Origin of the sequence: Actinoalloteichus caeruleus, assembly GCF_049311605.1 — a bacterium.
In the GTDB taxonomy this organism is placed as follows: Bacteria; Actinomycetota; Actinomycetes; order Mycobacteriales; family Pseudonocardiaceae; genus Actinoalloteichus_B; species Actinoalloteichus_B caeruleus.
The window spans coordinates 2648584-2661673 of sequence record NZ_CP186005.1 but is presented as its reverse complement, the minus strand read 5'-3'; the positions used below and the strand labels follow the sequence as shown (position 1 = coordinate 2661673).

The 13090-nt window shown below is 73.4% G+C and carries 10 protein-coding genes; 4 read left to right on the top strand and 6 right to left on the bottom strand.

Translation table 11 applies throughout. From position 1 onward, the window contains the following. Positions 1 to 9: 9 nt before the first annotated feature. Together cmdF and ACOJVX_RS11440 are read right to left on the bottom strand one after the other, a co-directional pair. Complete coding sequence (gene cmdF / locus ACOJVX_RS11445) at positions 10 to 1617, bottom strand: tyrosine 2,3-aminomutase (protein ID WP_026420225.1); 1608 nt, start codon at positions 1615 to 1617, stop codon at positions 10 to 12. 28 nt (positions 1618 to 1645) lie between these two features. After that, positions 1646 to 3565, bottom strand: coding sequence for an amino acid adenylation domain-containing protein (locus tag ACOJVX_RS11440; RefSeq protein ID WP_422647514.1), 1920 nt, complete (start codon positions 3563 to 3565; stop codon positions 1646 to 1648). Positions 3566 to 3833: 268 nt separating this feature from the next. On the opposite strand from ACOJVX_RS11440, the gene ACOJVX_RS11435 reads away from it, so the two are divergent. Further along, a complete protein-coding gene (locus ACOJVX_RS11435; protein WP_211237595.1) occupies positions 3834 to 4070 on the top strand; it encodes a phosphopantetheine-binding protein in 237 nt (78 codons plus the stop codon). 220 nt (positions 4071 to 4290) lie between these two features. Beyond that, positions 4291 to 4830, top strand: a complete 540-nt coding sequence (locus ACOJVX_RS11430) for a hypothetical protein (protein WP_156038634.1) — start codon at positions 4291 to 4293, stop codon at positions 4828 to 4830. A 414-nt stretch (positions 4831 to 5244) separates the two neighbouring features. On the opposite strand, the gene ACOJVX_RS11425 is transcribed toward ACOJVX_RS11430, so the two are convergent. Further along, a complete protein-coding gene (locus ACOJVX_RS11425) occupies positions 5245 to 6642 on the bottom strand; it encodes an FAD-dependent oxidoreductase (RefSeq protein WP_051314282.1) in 1398 nt (465 codons plus the stop codon). A gap of 744 nt (positions 6643 to 7386) precedes the next feature. On the opposite strand from ACOJVX_RS11425, the gene ACOJVX_RS11420 reads away from it, so the two are divergent. Then, positions 7387 to 8409, top strand: a complete 1023-nt coding sequence (locus ACOJVX_RS11420) for an alcohol dehydrogenase catalytic domain-containing protein (RefSeq protein ID WP_422647513.1) — start codon at positions 7387 to 7389, stop codon at positions 8407 to 8409. 57 nt (positions 8410 to 8466) lie between these two features. Continuing rightward, on the top strand, positions 8467 to 9897 hold the full coding sequence (locus tag ACOJVX_RS11415; protein ID WP_422647512.1) for an FAD-dependent oxidoreductase: 1431 nt from the start codon (positions 8467 to 8469) through the stop codon (positions 9895 to 9897). Positions 9898 to 10139: 242 nt separating this feature from the next. On the opposite strand, the gene ACOJVX_RS11410 is transcribed toward ACOJVX_RS11415, so the two are convergent. The 3 genes from ACOJVX_RS11410 to ACOJVX_RS11400 form a co-directional block, all read right to left on the bottom strand. Next, entirely contained in the window at positions 10140 to 11060 is a 921-nt protein-coding gene (locus tag ACOJVX_RS11410; RefSeq protein WP_026420222.1) for an arginase family protein, read from the bottom strand. Between the two features lie 110 nt (positions 11061 to 11170). Then, positions 11171 to 11944, bottom strand: a complete 774-nt coding sequence (locus tag ACOJVX_RS11405; RefSeq protein WP_418153618.1) for an alpha/beta fold hydrolase — start codon at positions 11942 to 11944, stop codon at positions 11171 to 11173. 584 nt (positions 11945 to 12528) lie between these two features. Next, positions 12529 to 13005 (bottom strand): Lrp/AsnC family transcriptional regulator, encoded by a 477-nt coding sequence (locus tag ACOJVX_RS11400; RefSeq protein ID WP_026420220.1) that lies wholly within the window; start codon positions 13003 to 13005, stop codon positions 12529 to 12531. Positions 13006 to 13090: the final 85 nt, after the last annotated feature.

The window sequence follows — 13090 nt, the reverse complement described above, 5'->3', positions numbered from 1 at the left end:
CGCTCGGTGTCACCGCAGCCCTCCGATGGCGGCCTCCACCGCGGCGAGGAACTCGCCGTGCTGGAGGGCCGAGGCTGTCCGCTCGATGTCGTCCGCCATGTACCGGTCCCGGTCCAGGGTGGGCACGACGTCCCTGACGTGCTGGTACGCGGCCGCCGCCGCGGGACCGAGCTCGTCGGGGCCGCCGGCGAGGTCGACGGCCTGCGCCGCGGCGAGGAACTCCACGGCGAGGATGCGGTCGTTGTTGCGCAGCACCCGGCGGGCGTTGCGCGCCGAGATCAGGCCCATGCTGACGATGTCCTGGTTGTCCCCGTTGGAGGGAACGCTTTGGGTGCTGGCGGGGCCGATGGTGCGGTTCTCCGCGACCAGGGCGGTGGCCGGGTACTGGGCGCCCGCGAACCCGCTGTTCAGCCCCGGGTCCCCCGCGACGAGGAACTCGGGGAGCCCGTAGCTCAGGTGGCGGTTGAGCGCCCGGTTGAGCTGCCGCTCGGCGAGCACACCGAGCTGGGTGAGGCCGATGGTGACGAAGTCCATCGCGAAGGCGATGGGCTGGCCGTGGAAGTTGGCCCCGTGGAAGACCTCCCGGTCCTCGAAGAACAGGGGGTTGTCGTTGGCGGAGTTCAGTTCGATCCGGAGCTTGCCCTGGGCGTGCGAGAGCACGTCGCGCACCGCGCCGAGCACCTGCGGTGTCGCGCGCATCGAGTAGGCCTTCTGGAGGTACAGCTGGGTGCGCCGCACCCCGCTGTCGCCCTCTCCGGCGTCCCGCACCTGGTCGCGCAGCACCGCGTGTTCCACGGTGCGGCCGCTGCCCGCCAGCAGCGCCCGCATGTTCGCGGCGGTGTCGACCTGCCCGGGGTGGGGCCGCGCCACCTCGTGCCCCTCGGCGAGGAACGGGCTGGTCGACCCGCGCAGCGCCTCGGTCAGCAGCGCGGAGACGATCTCCGCCTGCCGGACCTGGGTCAGGGCGCGGTCGACGACCAGGGAGCCGAGACCGGTCATCGCGGAGGTCCCGTTGATCAGCGCCAGGCCTTCCTTGAACCGCAGTTCGAGCGGTTGGATGCCCCGTTCCCGCAGCACCGGGCCGGTCGGGACGGCGGCGCCGTCCCGCAGCAGGTAGCCCTCCCCGATGAGGGTGGCGGCGATGTGGGACAGCGGGGCGAGGTCACCACTGGCACCCAACGAGCCGATCTCGGGGACGGCGGGGGTCAGCCCGAGGTTGAGGTACAGGGCCAGCCGTTCCAGTACCTCGGGGCGCACCGCCGAGTGCCCCTTGGCCAACGCGTTCAGCCGCGCGGCGAGGACGGCCCTGGTCTCGTCCTCGGCGAAGAGCGGCCCCACCCCGGCGCTGTGGCTGCGGACCAGGTTGGTCTGGAGTTCCACCTCGTGGTCCGGCCCGACGAGCATGTAGATCATCTCGCCGAACCCGGTGGTGACCCCGTACACCGGGGTGCCGTCGTGGACGATGTCCTCGAACAGCTCCCGTGACCGCGCCACCTTCTCCAGGGCGGACGGGGCGACCGAGCACGGGGTGATCCCCTCCGCCACGCGGACCACGTCGGGGATGTCCAGGCTCTCGCCGTCGAACACGACCGGGCGTGGGCTCTCCTGCTGTGTCAACTCTCGCTCCTTCTCGTGGCGTCGCGGCTCAGCCCGCTGACGGACCCGGTTGTGGTCGATTCCGGACGGCCGCCCCGACCAACGCGGCCATGCCGGCGGGGGTCGGGTTGGCGAGGAGGTCCTGGAGGGTCACCTCGACGTCGAACCGGCCCCGGACTCCGACGAGGACGCGCAGCAGGAGCGGGGGACTCCCGCCCTGGGCGAAGAAGGAGACGTCCGGTTCGACGCGGGGGACGCCGAGCACGTCGGAGACGACCGCGAGGACGTGCCCCTCGGCCTGGTCCGGTGGGGGCTCGGTGGTGGGTCCCGGTGGGGCGGTGGGGCCGGCGGCGATCAGCGCCCGCCGGTCGACCTTGCCCGCCACCGTGCGGGGGAGGGGTTCGGCGCGGGTGACGAACTCGAGCGGCCCGGTGGGCCCGACGCGCACCCGGCGCAGGTGCGCCCGCCAGACGGCCGGGGTGCCCTCGGTCGTCGCCTCCGCTCCGGCCGGGCCCGTGACGACGTGGGCGATCAGCCGGCCCACGAGCCCGTCGGCGTCCACGGCGGGCACGACCGCGCACTCCCGTACCGATTCGTGGCTGGCCAGGTCCGCCTCCAGCTCGGCGGGTTCGACGCGCACTCCGGCCACCTTGACCTGGTCGTCGCGGCGGCCGAGGAACTCGAGGAGGCCGTCGGGCCGCCGTCGTCCCCGGTCGCCGGTGCGGTAGCACCGGGTGGTCGGCGGGGCGGCGGCGGTGCCGGCGAGGGGCGCGAACGCGGCCGAGGCGCCCTCGTCCCCGAGGTAGCCCTTGGCGACGCACCGCCCCCGCACGACGATCTCGCCGGCGACGCCCACCGGGCACGGCAGGTCCTGCTCGTCCACGACGAGGACCTCCCGGCCGGGGATCGGACGTCCGATGGGCACGCGCTGGCCCTCGTTCCCGGTGACCTCGTGCCAGGTGGCCGCGATGGTCTCGGTGGGGCCGTACACGTTGGCCAACCGCGTGGTGGGCAGCACCGCGCGCAGTTCCCGCGCCAGGTTCCCCGGCAGGGCCTCGCCCATCAGCAGCAACGCGCGCAGCGTCGGGGGTGGGCGCCGGCCGTGGCGGGTGATCAGCCGGAGGAGTTCCCGCGCCACGCTGGGCACGGTCTGGAGGAAGGTGACCCGCCGGACGGTGAGCCAGTCGAGGAGCCGTTCGGGGTCGACCCGGACGGACGGGGGGACCGGGCAGAGCGTGGCACCGGCGATCAGCGCGGCGAAGGTCTCGCACAGGCTCGGGTCGTGGTCGGGAGCGGCCCACTGGGCTACTCGGGACCCCGGGCCCAGGTCGAACTCCTCGACCAGCCAGTTCGCGATCTCCAGCAGCGACCGGTGGTCCTGGGCCACGCCCTTGGGCACCCCCGTCGACCCGGAGGTGTGGGCCACGTAGGCGGTCAGGTCGAGGGGCACGTCCCCTCCCCGGCGGGTCGGCCCCGGGTCCCTGCTCCCGGAGCGTCCCCGAGGCGGGTGGACGTCCAGCACGGGCCTCCCCAGCTCTTCGCGGTACCACCGGACCAGCTCGTCCGGTTCGCCGGGCGCCGACGTCGTGCGCAGCAGGCACACCGGATCGGTCTGGGCGAGCACGTGGCGGCCCCGGGTCCCCAGTTCGCCGACCCCGAGCCAGACCAGGTGGCCGCCGGCCCGCAGCGCCCCGAGCGAGGCGACGGCCTGCGCGGCTCCGCCGGGCATCCGCACGGCGACGGCCGCTCCCTCGACCACCCCGACGTCCCGGAGGCGGTCGGCGAGGTCGTCGGCCGCCTCGTCCAACTGCTGGTAGGTGAGGACATGGGAGTCCCCGAGGACCGCCCGCGCCCGGGGCGCGCTCCGCGCCCGGGCGCGCACCTCCTCGTGGACCGGGAGGCAGGCCCGGGCGCGGTGGCGCCCCGCCGTCGACGGCGCGAGGCCGGACGGCGGGTCGATCTCGGTCATCTCGTCACTCCGATCACGACCGGAATCGTCACACGCGCCGCGAAGAAAACGCTTCTCGTGAATTGCTCCGCTTTTCTGGCCCCACGGGCACCTGCGCGCAGGGCACGTGCGCGGATGCCCGGACGACCCACTTCGGAGGACACTGGCGCTTCGGTCTCCATTCCTTGGGGGACACGACACACCCCACCACCACCGAAACAAGGGAGACGCCACCATGTCGGATGCCGCGGTACCGCCAGCCCCGTCACGGTCCACCATCAGGGAAACGGTGACGAGAATTTGGTCCACGGTCCTGGAGATGCCTCCGGGCCGGAGCGACCTGACGTTCTTCGAGCTCCAGGGCCAGTCGATCTCCGCAGTGCGGATCACCGCCCGGATCGAGGACGAACTAGGGCTCACCGTGGACGTCGGAGCCCTGTTCGACGACCCTGACCTGGACACTTTCCTCGACACGGTGTTCGAGGGCGCCCACGGGTCCTGCGCCGGGGTCCGCGAGGGGGGATGACGGGGCGCGGTGGGTCCCCCGAACGGGAACCGGCCACCACCGGTACACCGCCGGAATCATCCGGAAAATGACAAACGGACATTCGGCGGTCCAGGTGGGAAGGCAACTCGGGAGTTGGGAAGGGCGACCCACCACCGATACCGTGGTCCTGCAGGCGAAAAACGCGGGGAAACGAAACCCGGAATCGGAGGATTTCCCCGCACTATCAAGGAGAAAATCCATGAGGCTATCTCGGAAGAATTCCGCGGTGCTCGCCGCCGGCGCTGTGGTGGCCGCCGGACTCGCCACCAGTTTCGGCGTCGCCGCGGCCGACAACGACGACAACTCCCTGGCTGGCACGTCGCGGGTGACCTACAGCTGCGGCGACCCGGCCGACCCCCGGGTCGAGGACATCGACGTCACCATCACGGCGCCGGCGACCGCGACCCAGGGCGACACCGTGACCGTGGAGGCGAGCACCCTCATCCTCCTCGGCGTGCCCTTCGACGCCCCGGCCGGTTCCTTCGCCACGGAGCTCGACATCGAGCTCGGCGGCGACGCGTCCGGCAGCGTCACCGCGGCGGGTCTCAGCAACGTCGAGACTCCCGCGAACGAGCCGATCCGGTTCACCGGTGGCGAGACCCAGATCACCCTGGACGAGCCCGGCCAGGTGTCCCTGACTCCCGCCACCATCACCTCGGTGGTCGACGGTTCGGAGTGCGTCGTCGTCGGCGAGGCCGCCACGGCCGCGACGATCGACGTGACTCCCGCCGTTCGGTAACGAACCCGGTCGGTAGCGCGGTCCCCGCGCTACCGACCCGGCTCGGGGAGTTCCCCTGACAGGACGGCCCCCTCGCCTCGGCGAGGGGGCCGTTCGTCGTTGTGGGCGAGTTGCCGGGTGGTGCCGCCGCCGGGAACCAGTTCCCCGGCATCCGGACCCGGCGCCGGCTGGTCGCGGCGGCGGCGTGGTGGGTTCGCGCCCCGGGGCGGTCCCAGCCGGTGCGGCGGCAGCGAGGTCCGACGAGCCGGTCGGGGTGGAACGCGTCACGTCCGCCCCGGGGGGTGAGCACCGGCTGTCCCGGAGACACGGCGGTCCGGGTCCGTCCACGTCGCGTGCCGCGTGGACGAACCCGGACCGACTGGTCAACCGTCGCGCCCGGGAACCGGAGTGCCCGACGCGATCCTCCGGCGAGGGTCAGGCGCTCCCGCCTCGCCGCCTGGCGAGGAACCGGGAGAGCCGTACGCCCACGGCGTCCCGCAGCACCCGCAGCACCAGCCCCGGCCGTTGGAGCGCGGTCGGTGGGTCGACCAGGCCCGCGACCCGCATGAACGCCGCCGTGAACCGGCCGTCACGGGTGGCGGCGTCGTGCAGGAGCCGGGAGAAGACGTGCATCATCCGCACCTTGGGGGTGCGCTCGCCCTCCACTCCGGGGAAACCGAGGTCCACGGCCGTCGTCATCTCCCAGGCGGGTCGGATGATGTCGGCGACCGCGCGCTGGAACTCCGGGGTGTCGGGTGCGCGACCGGCGCTCAGGCGCTCGCGCAGGGCCAGGGCCTCCAGCGCGGACAGCGACTGCGCCTGGGCGTAGACGGGGTTGGGGGTGCACACCGCGTCACCCATGATCAGCAGCCGCTCCGGCAGGGTCTCCATCAGGTCGTACCGCCGCCACATCGTGGTGGGGAACTTGAACAGCGCGATGTCGTCGATCGGCTCGGCGACGGAGATCGCCTCGTGGATCTCGGGGGCGGCGAGGGTCTTGACGAACGCGTTGAAGCCCTCGGGGTCGGTGGGCGGGTGGTCGCCGAGGATGCCGTAGGTGGTCAGCTCCACCATGCCGCTGTCGGTCTTGGTGAAGATCGCACCCCGGGGCAGCGTCGGGGAGGCCACCGGGTTGATCGAGTGGTCCTTGCCGAAGGGGTCGGTGGTGAGCTTGTAGTGCCGGCTGGCGTACCCGATGCCGACCTTGGTGCCCTGCTCCTCCACCCGCTGGTAGCCGAGTTCCACCAGCCACTTCGGCGACCGGGAGCCGCGACCGGTGGTGTCGATGACGAGATCGGCCTCGATGACCTCCTCCGCGGTCTCCGCCTTGCGGCGGGCGTTGGAGTCCGCCTTGCGCCGGTGGATCCTGGCTCCGGTGACCCGGGCGCGGTCGGGGGAGGTCGTCAGACCCACCACGTCGCACTCCTCCAGGAAGGTCACGTTCGCCATCGCCTCGACTCGACGCCGCACGTGGTACTCGAGCATCGGACGGGTGGCCGCGACACAGCTCAGCCCTCCCCGGAGCTGCTGGAGCCGCTTGCCGTAGAAGTACCACCGCACGGTGCCCGAGAGGTCGGAGAAGGGGATCCCGTCGTCCGCCATCTCCTCGGTGATGCCGGGGAACAGCTCCTCCAGGGCCTGGTGGCCACGGGCGAGCAGGCCGTTGATGTGCCTGGTCTGGGGTGCGCCGCGACGCCACTCCCGGACGCCGACCAACCGGTCACGGTCCACGATGACCACCTCGCGGTAGGACGGTGCGAGCGCCGCCGCCGCGAACAGACCGGTGATGCTGCCTCCGAGCACGACCGCGCGCGCTCCGATTCCGCTTCTCATTGCGAGAACTCCCTCCGTGCCGACCCAGAACGGGAAATCCGCCGGGTGTCGTGCGAGTGGGGCGAGCCGAACCGCCACCCGGTCCGCGATTCGCGTTTCGTGATTCCTGATCCGTGATCCGTGATCCGTGAATCGCGATTCGCGGCCAGCGCTGGCGAACGGCTCGGTGTCCCCCTCGCCCGCCCGGCGGAGAAGGGAAGGCGAGGACGGGAACACCGTGGCCGAACGACGGGTGACGGGTGACGAGTGGCCTGCTCGCACGCGGTGTCCACGCCCCGGCTGCCTCGTCGCATCCTCACAGGACGCTCGGAGTGCCGGCACCTCCGAACGTGCCACGACCAGCGACCATCCCCTCGCGGGGCGCCGCCGACCTCGTCGACGGGGAGAGCGCACGACGGGAGATGAGGCCCGCCGCCGGCCGGCGGGAGGATGGGTCCCGCGGCACCCGACGTGCCGACGCGGCTCACCTCGCCATTCCCGTTGACACGACGGGATCGGCGTGACCACGTCGGAAAACACCGATCGGGCGCGGACGGTTTTCCCACCGCGTTCGACGACCCGCCCACCAGAAAAGGGAAAAGCGGGCACGTCCTCCACCAACGCGCCGGACCGGGACGACGGGGAACGCCTTTCCCGCCCCCGTTCCCCACGGCCGGCCCGAAGCGCTCGACGACGCGCGTTCGTTCCGCCCGTCGCCGCCGACCAGACCACCCATCCATTTCCGACGAGCGGAGAAGGCCGACCATGAAGGCAACGGTGATTTCCTCGGTTGGCGAGCCCTGGCGCCTCGCTGAGATCCCCACCCCGAGCGCGGGGCCCGGCGAGGTGCTGGTCCGGGTTCGTGCCTCCGGGATCTGCCTGAACGACGTCCTCGCGTCCCGGGGGATCATCCCGTTCCCGTCCACGGCACCGGCCGTCCCCGGGCACGAGGCGGCCGGGGAGGTGGTGGAGGTGGGCGCCGGTGTGACGTCCCGGCGGCCCGGGGACCGGGTGGGCGTGCCGTGGATCCAGGGGACCTGCGGGCGGTGCGCCCACTGCTCCCGGGACCCGAGGCTGTCCGGCCACGCGGCGTTCGCGTGCGTGGCGCCGGCGATGACCGGGTTCACCGCGCCGGGTGGGCAGGCCGAGTACGTGGTCGCGCCGGCGTCGGGCACCGTGCTGCTGCCCGACGACCTCGACTTCGAGCTCGCCGCGCCGATGCTCTGCGCGGGTTACACGGCGTTGAGCGCTCTCCACGTGGGCGGCCCGCGCCAGCACGAACGGGTCGCCGTGGTCGGCATCGGCGGCATGGGCCACCTGGCGGTGCAGTTCGCCGCCTCGGCCGGCTTCGAGACGATCGCCGTGACGAGGTCGGCGGACAAACGGGGCCCCGCGCGCGATCTGGGGGCGGCGCTGGCGGTGGCTGATGCCGACGAACTGGCCGGGGCGGGCGGGGCTGACGTCATCCTGATCACCGCGCCGTCCTACGGCCTGGCCAGCGAGTGCCTGCGCGGGTTGCGCCCCGGGGGTCGGCTGGTCCTCGCCGGCATCGACGGGCGCACCCCGTTCAGCATCGAACCGGACCTCGGCCGCCCCTTCTTCGCCCAGCGCCAACAGGTCCTCGGTGCCACCCACGAGGGGACCGAGCTGCTGACCGAGGCCCTGCGCATCGTCGCCGACGGTCAGGTGGAGCCCCGATGCGAGGTCTTCCCCTCGTCTCGGATCAGCGAGGCGGTCGAGGCGGTCGAGCGGGGCTCCGTCCGGTTCCGCGCGGTCGTCACCTACTGACGTGTTCACCCACAACGACACGAGACCGGGGCGCGCCCCGCGAGGAGAGGTGGTCCGATGAGCCCCCAGAACCGAGGCCGTGCCGTGGTGCTCGGCGGCAGCATGGCTGGCTGCCTGACCGCCCGCGTGCTGGCCGAGCACTTCACCGAGGTCGTCGTGGTCGACCGGGACACGGTGCTCGGTGTGAAGGGCGCCCGGCGGGGAGCTCCCCACACCCGGCACGCGCACGGCCTCCACGCCCGGGGCCACCTGGCGTTGGAGGAGCTGTTCCCCGGCCTGACCGAGGAGCTGGAGGCCACCGGTGTCCCCACCGGGGATCTCGGGGAGATGCGGTGGTACTTCGACGCGCGGCGGCTCCGCCCGGCCCACACCGGACTGCTCTCGGTGACCGCGCCGCGCCCGGTGCTGGAGCACCACGTGCGCACCAGGGTGGCCGCGTTGCCCGAGGTCCGGTTCCGGGAGGGCCAGCAGGCCCAGGGGTTGCTGACGTCCCCGGACCGGAGCCGGGTCGTGGGGGTCCGACTGGTCCCGGCGGCGGGGGGCGTCGAGGAGGAACTACGGGCGGACCTGGTGGTGGACGCGTCCGGAAGGGGGTCCCGCCTTCCCGTGTGGTTGGAGGAGCTGGGCTACCAGCGTCCTGAGGAGACGAAGGTGCGGGTCGGCCTGGCCTACACGACGAGGCACTACCGGACCCGCCCCGAGTGGTTCGACGGCGTGCAGTCGATCAACCCGGTGGCGTCCCCCGCCCACCCCCGAGGTGCCTTCTTCGGCCAGGTGGGGCGCGACGTGTGCGTGCTGTCGCTCACCGGGATGCTCGGGGACCACCCGCCCACCGAGCCGGGGGCGTTCCTGGAGTTCGCCCGGTCGCTGCCGGTGCCGGAGATCTACGACGCGGTCCGGGACGGTGAGCCGCTCGACGAGCCGGTGTCCTTCCGGTTCCCGGCCAGCGTGCGGCGCCACTACGAACGGCTGGGTGCCTTCCCCGACGGGCTCCTGGTCACCGGGGACGCGGTGTGCAGCTTCAACCCGGTCTACGGCCAGGGCATGAGCGTCGCGGCGATCGAGGCGTTGACCCTGCGCGACCACCTCCGGCGGGGCACGCCGCCCTCCCCCGCCGCGGTCATGTCCGACCTGGCCCGGGTGGTCGACGCCCCGTGGGAGGTGTCCGCCGGCGGGGATCTCGACTTCCCCGGCGTGGAGGGGCGGCGCACCCTGAAGACGCGGCTGGCCAACGCCTACATGGCCCGGTTGCAGTACGCGGCGAGCAGGGACCCCGCCGTCACGAACGCCTTCATGCGGGTCGCCGGCCTCGCGGACCCGCCGCGGGCGCTGTTCCGCCCGAAGACCGTGTTCCGTGTCCTCCGGCACGCGACCCGACGGCCGGCTCCCGGACTGGCCCGCCCCTCGTCCGCAGCGCCCCCGGCCGACGTCGACCGGGGCCCCACCCCGGGTGGGGCAGGTCGGGGCGCTCGCCGGAAGACCACCTGACCGGTCCCGTCTCGGCGGGGTGGACGGGGTCCCGTTCCAGGGCTGGGACGATGGCCGGTACCCCGGGCGCGACAGGCGGTCGGGGTACCGGGGCATACCCCTGGCCCCGGTTCTCGCTCGTGGCGTCGCCGCCACGCCGAGCGCGGCCCCGGCCCACCTCGAGATCCGGGCGGGCCACCGCCCCCGGGGCGGCACCGGTGGAACGGGTCAGCGGTCCCATCGGCCGCGGGGCGGAGACCCGTTCACCGCTCAGCCGGGGCGCGGCCCGCCTCGGCCAAGGCCGAGACGAGCAGGTCGGCCAGCAGCCGCCCGTGGCGGAAGTCGGGGTCGGGTTCGCGGTCCGGGTCGTAGATGGTCACGTCCACCCCGACCAGGCGGGGCGAGACGGCCAGGTGTCCCAGGGCGGCGACGAGCTGGTCGAAGGTCAGGCCGCCGGCTTCCGGGCTGTCGACGGCCGGCATGACGTCGGGGTCGAGGACGTCGGCGTCCACGTGGACCCAGAACCCGGCCAGCTCGGGGCCGTCCACTGTCCTCAGCGCCTCCTCCGCCGCCCCGACCGGGTCGGCCGCGACGCCCGTCGAGGTGATCACCCGCAGGCCGGCGTCCACCGCGTCCGCGAGGTACTCGTCGTCGGGGCGCACGCCGAGCGCCACGGTGTCGGCGGGGCGGACGTAGGGGCGGGTGCCGCCCAACTCCGCCAACATCCCGCCACGCCCGGTGGTCAGCGCCAGGCTCTCGCCGCCCGCGGCGCCGACGGCGTCGCTGTTGCCGGGGTGCCGGTAGTCGAGGCCGTCGAAGGACACCAGGCCGAACCGGCCGCGCCCACGCAGGTGCGCGCCGATCCCCACGAGGATGGAGCAGTCACCGCCGAGCACCAGCGGGAGTTCGCCCCGGTCCGCGATCCGGTCGAGCCTGGCGGCGAGCCGCAGCGAGTGCTCGGCGATCGCAGCCTCGTTGCGCACGGTGCCGGGTGTCCAGTCCGGGCGGTAGCGCCCGGGGGTGACCACGCCGGCGTCCACGGCGTCGAGCGCGGTCACCAGCCCCGCGTCCCGCAGCACCCCGGGTGCCTTGCCGCAGCCGGGCACCACGCCGTCCTCCGGAGGTCGCAGCCCGAGGTTGGAGGGTGCGTCGAGCACCGCGATGGTTCGAACACGTCCTGCCATGTCATTCCTCCATTCGGCGCCCGGCACACCGCCGGGTCGGTCGTCGGTCACGCCCTGCCCGCAGCGCCACGGATCGCGCTCGGCCAGAGCGGGGTTCGTCGGCGCTCCGCTCAGTCCCGGGGTTCCGGGCCGGGTGGGTGCCCGCCGTCGGTGGGGATGCCGAAGGTCTCGCGGATCACGGTGGCGAGGACCGCCGGTCGGGTGAAGGGAATGTCGTGCCCCGCGCCCTCGACGGTGCGCGGGCCGTCGCCCTGGACCTGGTCGGCCGTGAGCCGGGCGGATTCCCGCATGAGCCGGCGTTCCTTCTCCCCCACCAGCACCGCGACGGGGGTGGACACCGTGGACCAGGCGGAGGGGAGGGTGAAGCGGAGGTTCTCGCCGACGCTCGCCACCAGCGTCTCCCTGGTCGTCGCGGCGCTGTCCCGGACGTAGTCGGGCATCAGGTCGGCGGGGATGGCGAGCTGCCTGGCCTGGGCTCGGGCGAACCACGCCCGCCGGGCCAACGGGGCGGTCACCGACACCAGCGCCAGCGTGGTCCCGGGCAGCGGGGCGGGTGTGGTCTCCGCGCTGACGACGACGGTGCCGAGCACGAGGTCGGGGTGGTGCGAGGCGAGCAGGATGGCCAGCTGGGCGCCGAGCGAGAACCCCACGACGTGGGCCCCCCGGGGCGCGGTGCGCCTGATCAGGTCCGCCAGTTCGGCGACGGTCTCCTGGTGGGAGACGTAGGGGCGGTGGGCGCTGCGGCCGAATCCGGGCAGGTCAGGGACGATCGCGGTGAGGTCCCGCCCGAGGTGTTCGAGTAGCGGTCGCCACATCCAACCGCTGACGCCCGCGCCGTGTAACAGCAGGACCGGGTCTCCGCTACCGAACGTGTCGCTGTGCATGGTGTCGTCCTTCGTGGCCGGGTCGGCCGTGGGAGTGGCACCACCCGCGTCAGGCGGGGGTGGATGGCCGGGCGCGGGTGGTGGGGCTGGTCGCCGTCACGTCGGCCCGGCGGGTGGAGGGCCGTCTGGGGAGCGCGCCACGTGGGGAGGCGAGAGGGCGTCGGGCGGTCCGCTCCGCTCCTCGATCCGTGATGTCCGGGGCCGCGGCGTGCTGCCAGGCGGTCGGCGCGCCGGGGAGGACCAGGGGTACGCACGCTGCGACGAACCTCCGCGTCCAGACCCGTCGTGACGACCGGAGTCTATCGGCAACCGCAGGTCCGATCGGCGTTTTCCACGAACTTGACGGAGCACAGTGGACGTCGGAGCGTTCCGCCGGGACGGCCGGGTGCGGCGCAAGGCGGCACCCGGTACCCAGGCGCACCCGCTCGGGCGGTGGCCGACGGGCGCCGTCGTGTCCGAGGGGCCGCGCCGGCGGCGCAGCACCGGCAACGGCCCGTCGGACGACTCCGTTCACCCGAGGTCAGCGCGCCGCCGCCGGGGCGGGCGGCACGCGGTGCCAGGGAAGGCCGGGTGGCCGCACCCGGTCACGTGCCCGCCGGCCCCGCTCCACCTCGCCCGCCGGGCACGTCGGCCTTGATCGTCTTCATCGGGAATCGGGACTGGAGCTTCGCCAGCCCGGGGACGGCCATCAGGCGCTGGGTCAGGAACCGCTCGTAGGTCGCGAGGTCCGCCACCGCGACGACCGCGTGGTAGTCGGGCGCACCGAACATCCGGCGTGCCTCCACCACCTCGTCGAAGGACACCAGCGCGGCCTCGAACCGTTCGAGGGTGGCGCGGGCCTGGTCGGTGAGTTCGAGGTCGACCAGGACCTCGAAGGCCCGGTCCAGGGCGTGGGGGGCGATGCGGGCGTGGTAACCGAGGATGACGCCCTCGTCCTCCAGCCGCCTGACCCGGCGCAGGCACGGCGAGGGGGTGAGCCCGACGCGGTCGGCGATCTCGGTGTTGGCGAGACGGCAGTCCCGGCGCAGGTGGTCGATGATGGCGCGGTCGGTGCGATCCACGCACTGAGTGTGCCCTGATACCCCCGTTCACGGGCAACATCCGCAATCGGCTGCCGCCACGTCTGTCCTAGCCTGGCCACAAGCG

Coding starts and splice junctions, on each gene's coding strand:
- ACOJVX_RS11415 (WP_422647512.1), top strand. CDS start 8,467: ATGAGCCCCCAGAACCGAGGCCGTGCCGTGGTGCTCGGCGGCAGCATG.
- ACOJVX_RS11405 (WP_418153618.1), bottom strand. CDS start 11,944: ATGCACAGCGACACGTTCGGTAGCGGAGACCCGGTCCTGCTGTTACAC.
- ACOJVX_RS11420 (WP_422647513.1), top strand. CDS start 7,387: ATGAAGGCAACGGTGATTTCCTCGGTTGGCGAGCCCTGGCGCCTCGCT.
- ACOJVX_RS11430 (WP_156038634.1), top strand. CDS start 4,291: ATGAGGCTATCTCGGAAGAATTCCGCGGTGCTCGCCGCCGGCGCTGTG.
- ACOJVX_RS11410 (WP_026420222.1), bottom strand. CDS start 11,060: ATGGCAGGACGTGTTCGAACCATCGCGGTGCTCGACGCACCCTCCAAC.
- ACOJVX_RS11440 (WP_422647514.1), bottom strand. CDS start 3,565: ATGACCGAGATCGACCCGCCGTCCGGCCTCGCGCCGTCGACGGCGGGG.
- ACOJVX_RS11425 (WP_051314282.1), bottom strand. CDS start 6,642: ATGAGAAGCGGAATCGGAGCGCGCGCGGTCGTGCTCGGAGGCAGCATC.